The organism is Gluconobacter morbifer G707 (assembly GCF_000234355.1).
In the GTDB taxonomy this organism is placed as follows: Bacteria; Pseudomonadota; Alphaproteobacteria; order Acetobacterales; family Acetobacteraceae; genus Gluconobacter; species Gluconobacter morbifer.
In genome coordinates, this window is record NZ_AGQV01000010.1 from 204,469 (window position 1) to 222,028 (window position 17,560).

Annotated in this window: 18 protein-coding genes, 1 tRNA gene and 1 pseudogene; 12 read left to right on the forward strand and 8 right to left on the reverse strand. The window is 56.2% G+C overall.

Features of this window, described 5'->3' with window-relative positions:
• The first annotated feature begins 37 nt into the window (after positions 1 to 37).
• Complete coding sequence (locus tag GMO_RS11160) at positions 38 to 526, forward strand: hypothetical protein (RefSeq protein WP_008852512.1); 489 nt, start codon at positions 38 to 40, stop codon at positions 524 to 526.
• A 51-nt stretch (positions 527 to 577) separates the two neighbouring features.
• Here the strand turns inward: GMO_RS11160 and GMO_RS11165 are convergent, their stop codons facing one another.
• Genes GMO_RS11165 through GMO_RS11175 form a run of 3 tightly spaced genes read right to left on the reverse strand, consistent with a single transcriptional unit; the run spans position 578 to position 3,406 of the window.
• Entirely contained in the window at positions 578 to 1,588 is a 1,011-nt protein-coding gene (locus GMO_RS11165) for a zinc-binding alcohol dehydrogenase family protein (protein WP_008852513.1), read from the reverse strand.
• 25 nt (positions 1,589 to 1,613) lie between these two features.
• Complete coding sequence (gene ubiM, locus GMO_RS11170) at positions 1,614 to 2,798, reverse strand: 5-demethoxyubiquinol-8 5-hydroxylase UbiM (protein WP_008852514.1); 1,185 nt, start codon at positions 2,796 to 2,798, stop codon at positions 1,614 to 1,616.
• Between the two features lie 5 nt (positions 2,799 to 2,803).
• The gene (locus GMO_RS11175; protein WP_008852516.1) at positions 2,804 to 3,406 is read right to left on the reverse strand and encodes a nitroreductase family protein; all 603 of its coding nucleotides are present in this window, start codon (positions 3,404 to 3,406) and stop codon (positions 2,804 to 2,806) included.
• Positions 3,407 to 3,571: 165 nt separating this feature from the next.
• Here GMO_RS11175 and hisB point away from each other — a divergent pair, with 165 nt between their 5' ends.
• The 8 genes from hisB to GMO_RS11215 all read left to right on the forward strand — a co-directional run bounded on the left by hisB (position 3,572) and on the right by GMO_RS11215 (position 8,162).
• On the forward strand, positions 3,572 to 4,168 hold the full coding sequence (gene hisB, locus GMO_RS11180) for an imidazoleglycerol-phosphate dehydratase HisB (RefSeq protein WP_008852517.1): 597 nt from the start codon (positions 3,572 to 3,574) through the stop codon (positions 4,166 to 4,168).
• Complete coding sequence (locus GMO_RS11185; RefSeq protein ID WP_008852518.1) at positions 4,165 to 4,554, forward strand: hypothetical protein; 390 nt, start codon at positions 4,165 to 4,167, stop codon at positions 4,552 to 4,554. The genes hisB and GMO_RS11185 overlap by 4 nt, the downstream gene beginning before the upstream one ends.
• On the forward strand, positions 4,539 to 5,174 hold the full coding sequence (gene hisH / locus GMO_RS11190) for an imidazole glycerol phosphate synthase subunit HisH (RefSeq protein ID WP_008852519.1): 636 nt from the start codon (positions 4,539 to 4,541) through the stop codon (positions 5,172 to 5,174). The genes GMO_RS11185 and hisH overlap by 16 nt, the downstream gene beginning before the upstream one ends.
• Positions 5,174 to 6,520: a 1-(5-phosphoribosyl)-5-[(5-phosphoribosylamino)methylideneamino]imidazole-4-carboxamide isomerase gene (gene hisA, locus GMO_RS11195; protein WP_040509491.1), complete on the forward strand. Its 1,347-nt coding sequence runs from the start codon at positions 5,174 to 5,176 to the stop codon at positions 6,518 to 6,520. The genes hisH and hisA overlap by 1 nt, the downstream gene beginning before the upstream one ends.
• Positions 6,514 to 7,275 (forward strand): imidazole glycerol phosphate synthase subunit HisF, encoded by a 762-nt coding sequence (hisF, locus tag GMO_RS11200; RefSeq protein WP_008852521.1) that lies wholly within the window; start codon positions 6,514 to 6,516, stop codon positions 7,273 to 7,275. The genes hisA and hisF overlap by 7 nt, the downstream gene beginning before the upstream one ends.
• Positions 7,276 to 7,280: 5 nt before the next feature.
• Entirely contained in the window at positions 7,281 to 7,655 is a 375-nt protein-coding gene (locus tag GMO_RS11205) for a phosphoribosyl-ATP diphosphatase (RefSeq protein WP_008852522.1), read from the forward strand.
• 13 nt (positions 7,656 to 7,668) lie between these two features.
• Entirely contained in the window at positions 7,669 to 8,034 is a 366-nt protein-coding gene (locus tag GMO_RS11210) for a histidine triad nucleotide-binding protein (RefSeq protein ID WP_008852523.1), read from the forward strand.
• A gap of 52 nt (positions 8,035 to 8,086) precedes the next feature.
• A tRNA-Glu gene (locus GMO_RS11215) sits at positions 8,087 to 8,162 on the forward strand.
• A gap of 52 nt (positions 8,163 to 8,214) precedes the next feature.
• Here GMO_RS11215 and GMO_RS14730 read toward each other — a convergent pair.
• Together GMO_RS14730 and GMO_RS11225 are read right to left on the reverse strand one after the other, a co-directional pair.
• Positions 8,215 to 9,180 carry a tyrosine-type recombinase/integrase gene (locus tag GMO_RS14730; protein WP_008852525.1) on the reverse strand — a complete coding sequence of 322 codons (966 nt, stop codon included), beginning with the start codon at positions 9,178 to 9,180 and terminating at the stop codon, positions 8,215 to 8,217.
• 297 nt (positions 9,181 to 9,477) lie between these two features.
• Complete coding sequence (locus GMO_RS11225) at positions 9,478 to 9,747, reverse strand: hypothetical protein (RefSeq protein WP_040509384.1); 270 nt, start codon at positions 9,745 to 9,747, stop codon at positions 9,478 to 9,480.
• A gap of 28 nt (positions 9,748 to 9,775) precedes the next feature.
• Here GMO_RS11225 and GMO_RS11230 point away from each other — a divergent pair, with 28 nt between their 5' ends.
• The 3 genes and pseudogenes from GMO_RS11230 to GMO_RS13985 all read left to right on the forward strand — a co-directional run bounded on the left by GMO_RS11230 (position 9,776) and on the right by GMO_RS13985 (position 12,865).
• A complete protein-coding gene (locus GMO_RS11230; RefSeq protein WP_040509386.1) occupies positions 9,776 to 11,689 on the forward strand; it encodes a beta/alpha barrel domain-containing protein in 1,914 nt (637 codons plus the stop codon).
• 168 nt (positions 11,690 to 11,857) lie between these two features.
• Positions 11,858 to 12,595 (forward strand): annotated as a pseudogene (locus GMO_RS13980) (IS5 family transposase).
• Positions 12,596 to 12,691: 96 nt separating this feature from the next.
• Positions 12,692 to 12,865: a transposase gene (locus GMO_RS13985; RefSeq protein WP_408734801.1), complete on the forward strand. Its 174-nt coding sequence runs from the start codon at positions 12,692 to 12,694 to the stop codon at positions 12,863 to 12,865.
• 683 nt (positions 12,866 to 13,548) lie between these two features.
• Here GMO_RS13985 and GMO_RS11250 read toward each other — a convergent pair.
• The 3 genes from GMO_RS11250 to GMO_RS11260 are packed head-to-tail and all read right to left on the reverse strand — an operon-like array spanning position 13,549 to position 17,298.
• On the reverse strand, positions 13,549 to 14,853 hold the full coding sequence (locus tag GMO_RS11250) for a cytochrome c (protein WP_139064450.1): 1,305 nt from the start codon (positions 14,851 to 14,853) through the stop codon (positions 13,549 to 13,551).
• A gap of 20 nt (positions 14,854 to 14,873) precedes the next feature.
• On the reverse strand, positions 14,874 to 16,652 hold the full coding sequence (locus GMO_RS11255) for a GMC family oxidoreductase (protein WP_040509395.1): 1,779 nt from the start codon (positions 16,650 to 16,652) through the stop codon (positions 14,874 to 14,876).
• A 13-nt stretch (positions 16,653 to 16,665) separates the two neighbouring features.
• On the reverse strand, positions 16,666 to 17,298 hold the full coding sequence (locus tag GMO_RS11260; protein WP_008852533.1) for a gluconate 2-dehydrogenase subunit 3 family protein: 633 nt from the start codon (positions 17,296 to 17,298) through the stop codon (positions 16,666 to 16,668).
• Positions 17,299 to 17,560: the final 262 nt, after the last annotated feature.

Consider the following 17,560-nt stretch of genomic DNA (forward strand, 5'->3'; position numbering starts at 1 on the left):
CTATCCACTTGGCTGTCTTATTGCAGGATTCACCTCTATGCCCGCCCCGACAGATCTCTCCGGACAGAACGGTTCAGGCCAGATCCTGCATCTACCCGTCCGTTCCCGGACTCTTTCGCTTGAGGAAGCGGCCATTCACCTCGGCCTGCCCCAGCGCAGACTGCGCCTTCTGACGCACTTGGGGGGTGGCCCACAACGTGCACCGTCTTCCAGAGGGAAAGTCACCTACCGTCGGGAAGATCTGGAGAAATACATCAGCGAACTCTACGAAAAAGCCGATATCTCAGGGAATGAAATGTCGCGTCGTCGGAGCGCATCTGCACCTGCGCGGCAAGTCGCAATCGAAAACCTCAACACCAGCAGCCCGGATGCCGGTCAGGCTCCGGTTGATCCGTTCATGCTGATGGCCACATCAGGCGAACTTTCCCGGCAATCCGTCTTTTTCGTCCTGAAGGTCCTGGCGATTTTCGGGTTCATCATGCTGTGCATCTCACCCACGCCCCTGCTCCGGACCCATTTCAACTGACCGGCAGAAAAATCGGGTTCCCTCGCCAGTCTGTATATCTTCTCGCAGCGTTCAGAAGCCGCTGAGAACGGTCTTGCCGATTCCCTTTCCGCTCTCCATGAGCGCATGGGCACGCAGCAGGTTTTCCAGCGTGATCGGTCCGAGCACATCATGCAGGGTTGTCCGTAGAAGACCCGCCTCTACCAAGGACGTCACCTGTCCAAGGATATGCCCCTGTTCCGCCATGTCGGGCGTCTGGAAAATCGGACGCGCAAACATGTATTCCCAATGCACGGACAATGATTTGCGCTTGAACGGCATGATGTCGAACGAACCGGGATCGTCAATCATGGCCAGCGCGCCCTGCGGCGCCAGTGACCGGACAATGGCGTCCTTATGTTCACCAGTCGCCGTCAGACCCGCTACATAGCGGACATGCGGAATCCCGATCCGCGACAACTCCTGATCCAGCGGACGACGATGATCAATAACGTGATGTGCGCCCATCTTCTCGCACCACGCGACCGTCTCCGGACGGGATGCCGTCGTAATCACGGTCAGCCCTGTCAGGCGACGGGCTAGCTGTGTCAGGATGGACCCAACACCCCCGGCACCACCGACGATCAGCAGGGCGTCAGGGCTGTTCATCTCCCCCACCCGCACACCGAGACGGTCGAACAGAAGTTCCCATGCGGTCAGGGCCGTCAGGGGAAGCGCGGCGGCTTCCTCATCATTGAGATTCCGGGGGGCGCGGGCGATCAGGCGCTCATCGACGGCCTGGAACCGTGCATTACTGCCCGGTCTTTGCGCACTGCCCGAGTAGAACACACGATCACCGGCCCGGAAACCACGGACCTGTCCTCCGGCAGCCACCACCTTGCCCACGGCATCGTAACCGAGGATCCGCGGCTCATCACCTGGGGGATCAATCGCCCGCAGCTTGGTGTCGACCGGATTGACCGAAACGGCGGAAATTTCCACCACCACATCACGGGGGCCGGCTTCGGGCGTCGGGATATCCAGTTCGATCAGAGTATCCGGTTCGCCAAGACGGGTCGCGCGTGTATGACCAAAGGCTTTCATCGGAAATATCCTGTCTTTCGAAACTTCAGGAAGAACGGTCCATCAGCATGCTGGTAACGGCAGCCTTGAACGGCAGAAGCCGGTTGGCCACCGCGAGACCGAGCTTCCGCGCAGCAAGAAGCGGCGCTTCATCACGGGTATAGACTGTGGCGATGGTGTTCGTGGCGGCGAAAAGAGGCGCCGTCGTCCGGCGATGGATCCGGGCAAATTTTGCCAGGGCCGCCGGATCACCGGCATCCCCGGAACCGTCAGCAATGGCTCTGGCAAGGGTTTCCTGCCCGCGAAGGCCGAAATTGAACCCGTGTGCGGTGATCGGATGCATTCCGACCGCCGCATCGCCAATCAGTGCAAAACGCGCGTCATGAAAACGATGGGCATAGACTGCTTTGAGCGGATAGGCACAACGCGGACTCTCAAGGGTCATCGGTCCCATACGGTTCTGCGTGCGGGCAGTAATTTCTGCATTGAAAGCCTCAGCATCCAGCGTCTGGAGACGAGCGATTTCCTCTGCTTCCAGCGTCAGGACAAGAGACGAGGACGCTCCTTCCCGCCCATCCGGAGCAACCGGCAGAAGAGCTATGGTCTGTCCCTCGTCGAACCACTGAAGCGCCGTATTGGCATGCGGACGGGGATGATGCATCCGGCAGACCAGAATGCTGCGTTCGAAGTCATGAACGATCGCGCCAATCCCGGCCTCGTCTCTCAGGCGGGAAAACCGTCCGTCCGCCGCAACCAGAAGATCCGCTTCCACCGTCATGCCGCCTGAGAGGGTCACACTGGCAGACCGCGCATCATGCCGGGCGGAATGGATCGTCTGTCCGGACAGGATGTCCAGCCCGTCCATCCCGGATGCCACACGATAAAGCGCCCGGCGGATCAGATGGTTGGCAACCATATGCCCCAGCGCATCCGGCCCCTCTGCGGGCGCATCGAACAGGAGCGGCGCCCCTTCCGAACGGCCGGTCTCGATTCGGGCTGTATGCATGGGACAGATGGAATCCTTCGGGATATGTTCCCAGGCTCCTGCCTCTTTCAGCCACTCCGAAGCATGATGGGCCAGCGCAATTTCCCGGCCATCAAAAGGCGGATCCGCCAGAATTTTCTCGGAAGAACGTTCTACGAGACAGACGCGGCGTCCATCCCGCACAAGGGAAATGGCACAGGCCAGACCGACAGGTCCGCCCCCGGCAACAATCGCATCGTACCGCATGGCGTTCAGCCTGCATCCGCTCCGAAATGGACCGCCTCGCCTTTCCAGACGGCCATGTAGTCATCGACATCGGGGCGTTTGTGGCTGCCATCGTGCTTACCCGGCGTTCCCACGAACAGGAATCCGACAATCCGGTGAGGATCCGGCAGGCCGAGACTTTCAAGGAGGGCGCGATCCTCGCAGAACGCCCCCGTGATCCACATTCCGCCAAATCCTTCGACGTGAAGTGCATTCAGGACGTTCATGGCGCCTGCCGCCACAGCCATCTCCTGTTCGATGACTGGAATCTTGCCCGCGGGCTCGATATGGATGCCCAGGGCGATGATCATGGGCATGGTGGAGAAACGCTGACGGCGCTTGTTCTTCTTGACCGTCGGAGCATCGGGCTCTTGCCGCTCCATCGCTTCCACTACCAGACTGGCGAAGGCATCCCGGTGCTTGCCCTTGATGACCGTATAGCGCCAGGGCCTGAGTTTCCCGTGGTCCGGCGCACGCAGCCCGGCGGAAAGAATGGTCCTGAGCTGATCTCCCTTGGGCGGCGGCTCAACAAGATGGTCGGTTGAGGCGCGGGAGAGAAGAACATCGAGGGGGGAATGATGATGTGCCATGGTTCATGGATAATGACGCGTTCCTTTCCGTCCGCCAAGAACAATCTGCACTCACGTCCGCGCGACGGAACAGACGTTCCGACAGGGCGTGGAATCGCCTGAAACGTTGTGTTTTTCCCGATGAGAACGTGGAAATAGTCCGCTTACTGGTGTAGCAGGATCATCATGAGTGAAACACGCCACGCCCGCCTGCATCGCGCCACCAGCGAAACCGACATTACCCTTGCCCTCACACTCGACGGGCATGGACGGTCGGTCATCAGCAGCGGCATCGGTTTTTTCGATCACATGCTGGCCGCCCTGACGAAGCATGCCGGGTTCGATATGGAGCTTGAAGCGAAGGGTGATCTGCATATCGACGGCCATCATACGGTCGAGGATGTGGGGATCGTTCTGGGTCAGACCTTCCGGCAGGCCATCGGGGACAAGCGTGGCATCGAGCGCTTCGGTCATGCCCTCGTGCCTCTGGACGAGGCGCTGTGTGAAGCCGTCGTCGATATTTCCGGCCGCCCCTATCTGGCATGGAACGTCGTCTTCCCGCGCGAGAAAATCGGCGTGATGGATACAGAACTGTTTGAAGAGTTCTTTCGTGCTTTTGCCATGTCCGCGCAGATTGCCCTGCATCTGACATGCAAATCAGGCACCAATGCCCATCACATCGCGGAAAGCGGGTTCAAGGCCGTGGCCCGAGCCCTGAAAATAGCTGTCTCCGGGGATCCCCGTGCAGCAGGCACTATTCCCTCCACCAAAGGCGTGCTGTGAAACTATATACACCCTGCCTTGCGCCTTCCGGGAAGAAGGCCAGCCTGCCCGTCATGGTTCAGGACGGCTTTTCATGGCGTGTCCTGTTTTTCGGCTGGCTTGGCCTCCTGACTTATGGCGCATGGATTTCCGCGTTGCTGACGGGTGCGGTCACGGTCCTGCTGTACCAGTTCGCTCCATCCTTCGCCCTGTTTCCTGCACTTCTTGGCCTGCATGTCGCCCTGGCGGTCTTCACTGCGGAAATCCGGCTGTGGGAATTACGGCTCAATGGCTGGTTCCCCGCATCTCCGGTTGCAGCCCCAAGCCTTGACCTGGCGCTTCTGCGCTGGATCGACGGACAAGCGGCTCTCCTGTCAGCTCCGGAGGAAAAATGCGCGTTGTCGTAATTGACTACAACGGTGGCAATCTTGCTTCCGCAGCGCAGGCTGCCCGCAAGGCCGCGGCACAGCAGACTCTTGATGCGGACGTCACCATCACCCGGGACGCAGATGCGATCCTGAATGCGGACCGTCTGATCCTGCCGGGACAGGGCGCCTTCGCCGATTGTGCCCATGGTCTTGGTTCGGAACTCCGTCACACGCTTGAAACGGCGACTGAACGGGGAACGCCATTCCTTGGCATCTGCGTCGGGATGCAGCTCATGGGCGAGTACGGGCTGGAGCACGGACGGACAGAAGGACTGGGCTGGATTTCCGGCAATATCCGCCGCATGGACGAAGCGGCGGATTCTGGCCTGCGTCTTCCCCATATGGGCTGGAACACCCTTGATTTCACACCGGGACGGCACTTCCTGACCGAAGGACTGGAGCCGGGCTGCCACAGCTATTTCGTCCATTCCTATGCGCTGCATGATGGCCTGGAAAGCGAACTGGTCGCCACGGCGGATTATGGCGGCAGTGTTCCCGCCATTGTCGCCCGCGGCAACCGCTGTGGCACGCAGTTCCATGTCGAGAAGAGCCAGACGGTCGGGTTACGGATCCTCGGCAATTTCCTGCGGTGGGCCTGATGACCATCAGATGCGAACGGGTCGTTTCCCCGCTCTCAGCCGAGGATATGGATATCCTGATCGAAGCCACGACTGCCGGAATTCTGGACGGCGGTGGTTTCGGCTGGGTACAGCCCCCTGGAAGCCAGGCCCTGACCCGATATTTCGAAGGCCTGCTTCTGGTCCCGGAACGGAGCCTCTATATCGTCCGGGAAAATGGCATCATCTGCGGTGCGGGACAGCTTGTCCGCCCGCCCGCAAGCTATGAAGCCCATGCCAGAACCGCACACCTGACGGGTTTTTTCGTCGCACCTTACGCGCGTGGTCGCGGTCTGGGCCGCGCGCTTGTTGAAACGATGCTCAAGGGTGCCCGCAGCATGGGCTGCAAGGTTGTGAACTGTGACGTGCGTGAAACGCATGTCGCCGCCATCGGGCTGTTCCGGTCGCTCGGTTTCGAGCACTGGGGGACCCACCCCTATTACGCACGGATCGGAGGCCAGACAGTGCGCGGACTTTTCCTCTCCAAACTTGTTGCCAGCGAAACCGAGGCAGCACACTGGCAGAACAGCATTGCCGTACCGGATTCCGCAGGCGCTCCGGTCATGGAAGGAAAAGTGGACCATGCTCGTGGCCTGACTCTCTATCCTGCCATTGACCTGAAGGATGGCGCCTGTGTGCGTCTGCGCCGGGGCGAAATGGAAGACGCCACGTATTACTCCGACGACCCTGCCGCTCAGGCACGGCTGTTCCAGGATGCCGGCTGCCGCCATCTGCATGTCGTGGACCTCAATGGCGCCTTCGCGGGACATTCTGCCAACATCCCGGCCATTGAGGCCATCGTAAAAGCCACGAATCTTCCGGTTCAGCTTGGCGGTGGCATCCGGGACATGGCAGCCATTGAACGTTGGCTGGAAGCGGGTGTTTCACGGGTGATTTTGGGATCTGCCGCCGTCAAGGATCCGGATCTGGTCCGGCAGGCCGCCCGCGCTTATCCGGGACAGATCGTGGCGGGTATCGATGCCCGTCAGGGACGGGTTGCTACCGAGGGCTGGGCGGAAGTATCCGAACTGGAAGCCAATGACCTCGCCCTGCGGATGGAAGATGCCGGTGTCGCGGCCATCATCTTCACGGAAATCAGCCGTGACGGAATGCTGGCCGGTCTGGATCTGGATCAGACGGCCGATATGGCCCGCCGTCTCTCCATTCCGGTCATTGCCAGCGGCGGCGTCGGCACGTTGGATCACCTGAAGGCCCTGCGCGATGTCGCCCGTACTGTTCCCGGCATTTCCGGTGTCATTATCGGAAGGGCCCTTTATGACGGACACATTGCCCTCAGGGATGCCCTGGACGTTCTGGGCTCATGCTGAAACTTCGCGTCATCCCCTGTCTGGACGTCAAGGATGGCCGGGTGGTCAAGGGCGTGAACTTCGTCTCCCTGCGTGATGCCGGCGACCCAGTGGAGCAGGCAAAACTCTATGACGCCGGCGGGGCGGATGAACTGACATTCCTCGACATCACGGCCAGTGTCGAAAACCGGGACACCATCCTTGATGTCGTCAGGCGCACCGCCGAAGCCATCTGTCTGCCCCTGACGGTTGGAGGAGGCGTAAGGACATGCGAGGACATGCGCCGCCTTCTTCTCTCTGGAGCCGACAAATGCGCTGTCAACTCGGCCGCGATCCGTAACCCGGAGCTGATCCGGGAAGCATCGGAACGTTTCGGCAGCCAGTGCGTAGTCGTGGCAATCGATGCCCGCTCCAATGGCCGGGGTGGATGGGAAGTCTATGCCAAGGGGGGGCGTGAACCCACCGGGCTGGATGTGATCCTGTGGGCGCAGAAAATGCAGGACTTGGGAGCAGGAGAAATCCTGCTGACCAGCATGGACCGTGACGGAACACGTTCCGGTTTCGATCTTGACCTGCTCAAGGCTGTCTGTGATGCCGTCACGGTGCCGGTCGTTGCCTCAGGAGGTGTAGGCGAACTGACCCATTTCGTGGAAGGCGCACAGATTGGCGCCAGTGGGCTTCTGGCCGCCAGTGTGTTTCACTTCGGTCAGTTCCGTATTGATGAAGTCAAGAATGCCCTTGCGGCAGCTGGACTTCCGGTCAGGCTTGGAGAATAGACAAGGTGGGAAAACCCGCAAAACAGGTTGAGAAAAAACTCGATCCTACGAAAGATTCCATTCTTCAGCGTCTGTATGACACCGTGCAGTCACGTCGTGGTACAGATCCGTCCCTCAGCCATTCTGCGCGCCTGATGGCCCGTGGCAGGAACAAAATTGCCCAGAAATTCGGAGAGGAAGCCGTCGAGTGCCTGATCGAGGCCGTCAATGGCAACCGCAAGGAACTGGTCGGAGAAAGCGCGGACGTGCTGTACCACCTCATCGTCATGTGGGTGGATGCCGGCGTTTCTCCTGAAGAGGTCTGGGCTGAACTGAAGCGGCGCGAAGGTACCAGCGGCATTGCCGAAAAAGCCTCCCGCCCCAAGGAAAAACTGGACTGAGGAACTTCCTGCGATGAGCTACGACCCCGATAATGTCTTTGCGCGGATTCTTCGCAAGGAAATCCCGGCACGCACAGTTTACGAAGACGATTTCGCTCTCGCCTTTCAGGACATCGCTCCCAAGGCGCCGGTCCATATTCTGGTGATTCCCAAGGGACCGTATGTTTCCATTGCGGACTTTGGAGCAAAAGCTTCGCCTGAAGAACTTACCGGCTTCTGGCGCGCTGTCTCGAAAGTCGCCGAGGAACAGGGTCTGACAGAAGAAGGTTTCCGCCTCATCAGCAATTCCGGCATCAATGCCGGGCAGGAAGTCCCCCATTTTCATGTCCATCTGTTTGGTGGTGCGGTTCTAGGGCCCCTTCTCGCAAAAGAATTCTGATAAATAGGACTTGCCACGACCAGAGCGCTCCGCTACTAACCGCGTCGCTCTGGTCCCATTCGTCTAGAGGCCTAGGACACCGCCCTCTCACGGCGGCAACAGGGGTTCGAATCCCCTATGGGACGCCAAATCCGCAAAATACCCGCAGAAAACCGCCATTTCTTCCCACTGTTTTACAGTTTACGGGATGCGTTTTACAGCGGCCATTCTCGCCATGGCCTCCCGCGCCAGCTTCTCCTGATCAACTGCCCGGGTATATCTCTGTACCTCGGCAAGCGTCGCGTGACCGGTTATGGCGGCGATCTGATGGGCCGAACATCCAGCCTCTGCCAGCCGCCGAGCGGCCGCCTTGCGAAGGCCATGTGGGCTTAACCCGTCCGGCAATCCGGCTTCGGACCGCCAGGCCTTGAACCGCATGTAGAATCCATTGGCCGTAAAGGCCGCCCCGTTCTGGCGCGCCAGGAATGTCGGCTGCCCCATATGCTGGGACAGCTCTGCCTGCAGGGCCGCATGGATGGGGATAAGCAACGCGGCGCCTGTCTTCTGCTGTGTCACTTCGATGAGATCCCCGCGGATATGGCGCGGGCCCATGCGGACTACGTCGCTCCGGCGCTGGCCGGTATAGAGCAGAAGGGCCAAGGCCAGACGCGGAACGGAGCCAGAAGGCCACCGCTCTTCAAACTGCCGGATATGGTCGTCGCTCCACGATTCGGCACCCTCCTGCTTTTCCTTCAGGCGCTTGAGCGCCATGGCCGGATTGTCTGTGCGCCATCCATCGTCAACGGCATGTTCAAAAAGCATGCGGAAGAGCTTGATCCGGTGATTGGCCGCAGCCGGTCGGTCTGCAAACTCTTCCACGAAACGTCGCAGGTGAACCGTCTGGAACTGGTCCACGTAGTCGTCTGCATAAGGGGCCTTCTGGATCGAAAGCAGCAGCCGTCTGTAGTTCGCCTGGGTACTCGGTCCCAGCGCCTTGAAGCGGCCTGACCGCATCCATGCATCAATCAGATGCGCCAGTGTCTTCGGAACAGGAGCAGCCTGGCGCGTTGCAGTCTGCGCCAGCGCTTCCTGATAGGCCGGGAAGAACTCTGGCGTTTCTGGATCCGGTAACGCTCCTGACCTGAGGGGTGGAACAAAAGGCGACATGGCGCTGACTGCGCTTGCAAATCATAGAAGCGCATGGGCGCTCTGGCATCATCTGTCGACACCCAAATCTGGATTCCTAAATGTAGAAGACTTTGAAAGCATCCGTACGCAAAACGCTGCCTTTCTGTCCGGGGTGAGTGTCGGGTAGAGGGACTGGTCCTGTGCCTGAGGCTTTGCGGCTGTGTGATTAGATCATCCTCGCCCGTCACGATCAGCCAGGCCATCGGCGGCATGCAAGCGTACCTGACGAAAGCGGGTGTGGTCAGTGTGTCCGACGTACAGACCCTGGGCGGCCGATTAGGCCGCCCAGTTGTCGCAATGCGCAAGGGCTTCACAGATCTCCTCCCATTTTAGCAGAAGACGGTCGAATGTCCGGGTCGAGGGGATGCTTTTGCGCGTGACAGGGATGTCCGAGAGCGGTAGACAGGATTGGTCACGCAACTCGACCTGTACCCGGTTTCCCACAACGACCAGCATCTTCCGGGTCGTCTTTGCTTCGAGTGCCACGAAATAGCCCTCTGCATCCTCGTGACTCTCGTCATCGGAGCGTATGCTATGCCACAGCATGGCTTCGATCCCAGAGGAGACCCTGAAAATGAAACTGTCTTCCCGCCTCAAAATGGCGCTTCTGGCAACTGTCTGCGTCTTTGGCGGGGCAGTTCATGCACGTCCTCCCTCCACGATGCTCAATGATGGGTTCTTCAGCACAGGGCCGTGGGTTTCCAAGCAGGAACTGGCGCTGGGGATCAACTCGCCTGGCGGCGTGGCGGGATTGGATCCGAGTGGGAACCTTACGGCCAACGTGAATGGCGTGCCTCTTTCTGAGGCCGTCAAAAACTGCCAGATTGAATCCCCGACCACTTTCTACGGCGCGGTGAACTCGTCGTCCGAGATGGGCATGGCTTCCAATACTGCCAATCTTCGGGCGTCTGGCAATGTGATGCCCTACTTCAATGAAGCCGGAATGGGGGCGTCAATTTATGGTGGCGCGGGGGATGTGAATGACGTTGCGGGCATCATCGGCATGTCAGCATTTCAGAACGTCATCCAGACAACCGGCCCCTTGGGTGTAATCGAACTTTCCCTTGGTCAGTACCTCACGCCCAAGATCAATTCCGCTTACTGGCAGAGCCTTAAAGACCGGAACGGCAAAGTCATTAACGACGTGCAGATGATTGCGCAGACAAGTTTCAAGCCCACAGTTGCAACGCTGAACTTCGTGCGTGATTTTGATACCGGCGCCGACACGACCAACGTTCAGTATTATACCGACAACGATCTGAACAACTTCAAGCTGGCCAATTCGGACATCAAGAAGAATATCCCGTCAGTTCAGCAAGTCTGGCCTTTCATCGTCCCCGGGCCGGATCATCTGCTGTCAACAGATGCATATTGGAAAAATGTTCGTACAGCATTAACCAGTGTTGCAGGTGGCGTGGGGATTGACATTCCGGCTGGCAATTACATTCTGAACGGCCCAACAAGCATGGCCCCAATTATCGATGAAATCAAATGGGCCAATGCAAATGGTGTGAAAAGCCTTGTCCTGCTTTCTCCGTACTCTATTTCTGCTTCTCCTGCGGGATACGGAAGAGAAGTCGTTCCACAATGGCGTCATGATGAGGATTTCCTCAATCACGTCCGTATGTTTATCGGGTGGTTGCGGTCTGCTGACGCCCTTCCGTCTTCGTGGTCCGTTGTGAGCTACAGTCCGGTTCAGTATTGGGACGGCAGAAATATGCACGGTACGCCATGCAATGGTTGCACTCGCGTCACATCAAACCTGATGGGATCTGACGATGACAGTGCAAATCAGACTGTGGCTTATGTCGCAAGATGGGTCGCTGAAAACGCACCGACCTCTACCTACACAACAATGCCTGCCATGGGGCAGACAGATCAGGTTTGTACCTCAACGGTATTATCTGGGTATAAATCAAGTAAGCCAGTTATTGGCACTAATCAGCTTGGACTTGGTTCACTTGCCTATCAGGATTACAATAAGGCAATCCTATATTATCCTTCAATTTTCGGAGGAGACCTTCGAGGTAATTTTAACTTTGCAGGAACAAATGGCAATGTTTTTGGAGCGAACGAATCTACCCCTGTATGGGAACAATACAATACTGACAGCCACACATTAACCTATTCGGGTGGGAAGGTTACATTTAACCTATCTGACGTGTTTATGAATGCTTCTCTATGGATGAAAAATAACATTTCCTTCCAAGGAAATGGAAACTCCGGGACTAATGGTATCCAATTTCAGTCAGCGGGTGGAACAAAATCCAGTTGGATCAATGGTGACGGCAATGGCGGAATTGCTCTCGATAGTGTCGCAGCGATCAAAGCAAACAAGACCTTTCAGATTTCTGGAAAAACCACAGCACAAATCAAAGCAATCACGTCTCCTGCGGATGGTGAGATCGTGAACAATAGCGATACTCACCAGCTTGTCATTTATGAAAACGGAGCATGGTATCCGGTAAAGCTTGGTTCAGCGCTCTAATAAGCGCCTCTCCTGCCTGCCGGAATAGCGCGATTTCTGGCGGGTCTGTACGAACTATCCGAAATTTTCGGATGGTTGCAATGCGGGTGGGCCTACCGTTTCCCACGTTGCGCTCCTGCCCCTGAATAGAGCAGTGCTACGGCAGGTAGATTATCACCGTGTTACCGCATCCAAGCCGAGCGTAGCGGACTGGTGCAAATTTTCCCACTGGCACATGGGGTTCCGCGTGTGGACGACCGTCGTATTCTGAGCGGGATTGTTTGCGTGATCCGCAACGGCCTTCAGTGGAAAGACGCCCCGAAAGCGTATGGTCCGCACAAGACCTTATACAACCGCTTTATCCGGTGGAGCCGCCTGGGTGTCTTTGACCGGATCTTCGTCGCCCTGACAGAGCAGGCTGGCCGTTCGAAGCGCCTGATGATCGATGCAACACATCTCAAAGCGCACCGGACATCGGCGTCCCTACTCAAAAAAGGGCTTTTCCCCACCATATCGGACGGACAAAAGGCGGCCTGAACTCAAAGCTTCACGCCATGTGTGATGCCCAGGGCCGTCCGGTCCGTCTGCATCTGACAGCAGGTCAGTGACTTCAAAGGCGCAGACGTGTTGCTTGTAGATCTTCCCGACGAGATAGAAGAAGTCATCGCGGACAGAGGCTATGACAGCAACCGGATCAGGTCATCGCTTGCAGAACGCAATATTACTGCCTGTATTCCCCCGAAAAAGAACCGGAAATCAAAGCCGCCTTACGACTGGCATCTGTATAAAAAGCGCCACCTGATCGAAAACATGTTTGCAAAGCTTAAAGACTGGCGGCGTATTGCCACCAGATACGACCACTGCGCTCACACATTCATGTCCGCAATCCACATCGCAGCAAGCTTCATCTTCTACCTCAAGGAATGAGTCCTGAGCCTAGGGTATTGAGTAGGAATACGATTTTTAGGGTCGGTTAGACCTTAAATGACGGAACGGACAGCATAGCTGTTTGTGATCAGCATGATGCAGTCTATCTTTTCTAATGCCTCATGGTCTGTCTGGAAGACTTTGATTGAGGAAGACCGTCCGAAGGGCAAGACCCCACCGAAGAACCTTCGACGGACGATATTCGCAATTTTCTGGCGCTATCAGAACGGTGCAAAATGGCGGAGTATTCCCATCAAATCGGGTCCATGACGGCGGACCGTCGCGACCAGATACGACAAAACCATCACCTCATTTCTCGCCGCCTCCTACATCGAGCAGCCACCAACAGGATCAAACACGGGGCCTGTCAGCATCTGATATCGTCTGCTGTAACAGCGATGAGAATGATGGAAAGGAAGGACACGGCTGTCTTTTCATACCCGGTAATGACACCATGCCATTTCCTGATGCAGTCTGCCGTCCTATAAAGTAATTACGAAGTAATTCTTGGTCTTCTTCTCAGATCTTCCATTTCTGGTCTATGAAAGTACCTGTACCATACCATCCCCATAAAGATCTTGGCGCGTTATTTCTGTGCATATTAGGCACAAGTATTATAATTCCAGTTTCCTACTACCGAATTTATTGTACCAATGACGCAAGCCCATCAATCTTGTCTTCCAATACCACAATTATGTGCGTGGACCCCATCAGGGAGATCCGATTTTTCGGCAGCAATATTTAGGCGCTCCGTATCATTCTGCAATTTGTTCCTTAAGCCTTAATTCTCTAATCAATATCGTCGCCGTCTCTTTCTTAATCTCATGCTGTGCACTCCTTCTTTATCAACAGAGTGAGGAGCAAAGAGATATCTGTCTCCAACGCCAAGATAAGCCTGCTGCGCCAAGGTAAAAAGGAACTGCCCGACAGAAAGCAGTTCCTTTTCAGAGAAGTCAGTTAAGAGGAAGGTTCTTGCTCTGAAGCACCGGGGCCGGGGCAGATTTTTCCAGCGCCTTGACCGTTTCTGCCGTCACGGCAGCAGCATTATTCCCCCATGATTTGCGGATGAATGTCACGACATCGGCAATCTGCTGATTGCTGAGCATCTGCCTGTAGGCGGGCATGGCAAATGCTGATGGCGCTTTGGTCATTCCGGGCAGGATGGCGCCACTCTGAACGACGTGTACAAGAGAAGCCGGATCATCGCTCATGACCACCGGATTTCCTGCCAGTGGCGGAAATGCCGGCGCATAACCATGCCCATCAGTGCGATGGCACGCCGCGCAATGATCGACATAGACCTTGGCACCCTGGGCAGAAGCATCCCCAGCCTGTAAGGCCTTGGCAGCGGACGGGTCATATTGCCATTTCGCTACGGACAGGTCATGAGGCTGAAGGGAGAGAAGATACTGCGCAATTGCATGCAGATCTGCGTCCGTAAGATGCTGTGTTCCATGGAAGATGGCATCTGTCATGCCGCCGAATGCTTCCCCATGGCGGTTACGCCCCTTGGACAGGAATTCGACAATGTCGTCCTCTGACCAGCCTGCCAGACCTCTTCTCTGATCCTGTCGAAGGCTTGTCGGTATGAAGCCATCAATCGCTGCCCCTCCAGAGAGAAAGAGCGTCCCGCTTCCGTTCGAAAGAGCTTTTTCCTGAAGAGCCATACCGCGCGGAGAATGACAGGCTCCACAATGACCCGGCCCCTCCACCAGATAGGCGCCACGAGCAATATCTTCGCTTGGGAACGAACGGTTGACGTCTTTCCACGCAGACGTGACGGATGGTGAAAATACCGCACGCCATAGGGTCATGGGCATCCGGATCGACAATGGCCACGGAATGCCATTGGCCGGAACAGCCTGCGCAACAGGTTTCACGCTTTTCATGAAATAAACATACAGCGCATGGATATCGCCGTTACTCATGCGTGCATAGGAAGGAAACGGCATGGCCGGATAGAGGCTGGCGCCATCGCGGCGGACACCCTCGCGAACGGCCCTTGAAAATTCTTCTTCGGAATACGCGCCTATTCCATGCACGGGATCAGGAGTGATATTAGAAGAATAGATGGTTCCAACAGGTAGCTTGAATTCCATGCCTCCCGAGAATTCCTGCCGGCCGTTAACGGTGTGACAGGCACTGCAATCAGAGGCTTCAGCAACATATTTACCCTGCTGGATCAGGGCGTCCGTGTCCTGTGCCTCAAGATCGGAAGCATATCCGCCAAAAAGTGCCAATGCCCCTAGAAACGCCATACGTGAAAATGTTCTGTACATCATGCCTGCACCATCGGACCGGGGTTTTTCAGATAGGTTGTCCGGATGTGATAGGCTGCCCAGTAGGCAAGCGCGGCAACCATGCCCGTTGGATTGTATCCCATTCCTTGGGGAAAGGCGCTTGCGCCGATCACGAAGACATTCGAAACGTCCCAGCTCTGCAGGTACCGGTTAACACAGCTTGTTTTCGGGTCCGTCCCCATGACGGCCCCTCCTCCCAGATGGGTTGTCTGATACCGGCGGGTATCGAAAATCTCATTATCCTTCAGCATAGCAAGCGAATACCGGATGGCCCCCATGGCCTTCATGATGGGTTCGATTTTACCCACCACATACTGGTTCATGCGGATGTCATTGTCCTTCCAGGTAAATGTCATCCGGAGCAAAGGCTGTCCGTAAGCATTCTTGTAGGTCGGATCGAGATCAAGATAGACATCCCGATACGCCATGTTACTCCCGTGTGCATCGATCGTCAGGGAATGGCGATAGGTGTTGACCATCGCCTCCTTGTAACCCTCACCCCAAGTCGGAGCGGTACCACCTGGACCACCAATGGCAGCCGCGATCGGCTTTACACCTGCTTGGTTAACCCATACCGGAGATCCTCCGACGAATCCCAACGGCCCATGATCGAAATTCATGCTGTTGAAATCGTCGATCGCCACACCAGCGCCACCAGCCCCTACGAAAAGACTGGTGTACTGCTTGGGAGAAAGCCACGCCCGCGAGGTTGTAATGGTCTGATAGACAAAATTGCGTCCGACCGTTCCCGTATTCTGCACCGGATCATAAGGCTGCCCAATGCCCGACAGCAGCATGAGATGGACATTGTGAAACTGGAAAGCACTGATGATGACCAGATCAGCGTCAATTTCGACCTGGCTGTTGGTCCGTATATCAAAATACGTCACACCAGTAGCTTTTTTCCCATCACTGTCCAGATTGACCTTCAGGACATTGGCCTGCGTAATCAACGTGAATTTCGGATCCTGCCTCAGGGCTGGTAAGATATTCACATTGGGCGACGCCTTGGAATACATGTAGCAATCATACCCGCTGCAATACCCACAGAAGTTACATGGCCCCATCTGCACCCCATAGGGGTTCGTATATTGAGCGGACGCATTGGCCGCTGGCAGCGCATAGGGATGATAGCCGACATTGGCAGCAGCCTTCCTGAACAGACTGGCGGAATAGACTTCCTTCATCGCCGGCAGTGGAAAGGCGCCAGAACGGTCAGGCGCGTAACGGTTTCCGTTCCCCACAATCTTACCATTGATCGTGTATGGTTCTCCTGACGTTCCGAATACCTTTTCTGCTTTATCGAAAAATGGCTCCAGTTCCTCGTAAGTCACACCATAATCCTGAAGATTCATTCCTTCAGGAATAAAACTCTTACCATACCGGGCAACGACATTGGTTCTTAGTGCCAGATCATCAGGAGCAACCCGGAAATGTACACCAGACCAGTGCAATCCGGCCCCGCCAACTCCTTCTCCGGGAAGAAACGCAGCCAGACGACGATAAGGTACCGCCTCCTGGTCTATCTTATTGCGGATCGTGACCGTGGAGCGGGACATATTCTGGAAAAGGCGATGACGGATTGCCCCGCGGAGTTCATCAATTGAACTGGGATAATCACCTTCCACCGCGGTTGTCCGCTCTTCGCCACGCTCCAGCATAACCACTGACAGACCAGCTTCCGTCAACTCTTTCGCTAGGATCGAGCCAGCCCAACCTGCGCCAATAACGACAGCATCAACTTTTTTCGCACACATTACTTGATAATCCTCAGGCCGTCTCACCGGATATCGAAACAGGTCCGAAAGGATACGCTGCCCCTTTCTGATCTACCCAGTCCATGAAATCTGCCCGCGCACCGGGGAAGCCGAGAAGCGTCCACCCTGCGAGCTTTTTATTTCCGCCATAAAGAGGATCGGCGAAAACACCCTCTAGCGTGTTCTGGCGCAGTTGCTCGAAAAAGAGATGTGCCGGCACGGCACCCAGCATCATCTTGCCCTGTTCGAACGCCTTTAGAAGATTGACCTGCGCAGGTACGTCCAGTTCGGCAAAACTCCGCCCCCCATGCCGAGCGGCGACATACGCATTCGCAGCGGCTATGGCCTGACGATACAGATCGCGCGGCGCAAGTGGTAACTGATAGCCGAGATTGGCAGGCGCCTCACGGAACGGCCCCGACATGTACCACAACTCACCATGCCCATACGGAGTGTCCATCTGCCGATCAATGAACTCAGGCGCCCCCAAAACCGTTGCATCAGGACCATGAGCATCAGCAGGAAAGATTCGTGCACAGGCCACTTTCAGGAAACGCCATTCTTCAGACCGGAAATAACGCGGTCTGTAAGACAGACTATCCTCTGCATTCAAAGTATCAGCCCAGGACTGATGTCCCTTGTACATCCAGAACGATGCTGAACCGAGTAGAGCGGCAGTGAAATTACGCCGCGATGGAGACAGTATGCTCATTTATTTTTCCATTCACAGGCAGTTCTGTTGAAGAAATGCAGGCAAAAGCTTGCGTCAGACACATTCCTGCCTCTTTCCAAGCAAGAATTATCTCATCATGCACTTGTAAAAAAATCGATCTCGCAGGCCATTCGCAAAGAACTACCTTTCCTCTTTGCGCCTCTAAAGAAGTATGAAATGCTTGGGCAACAGAAAT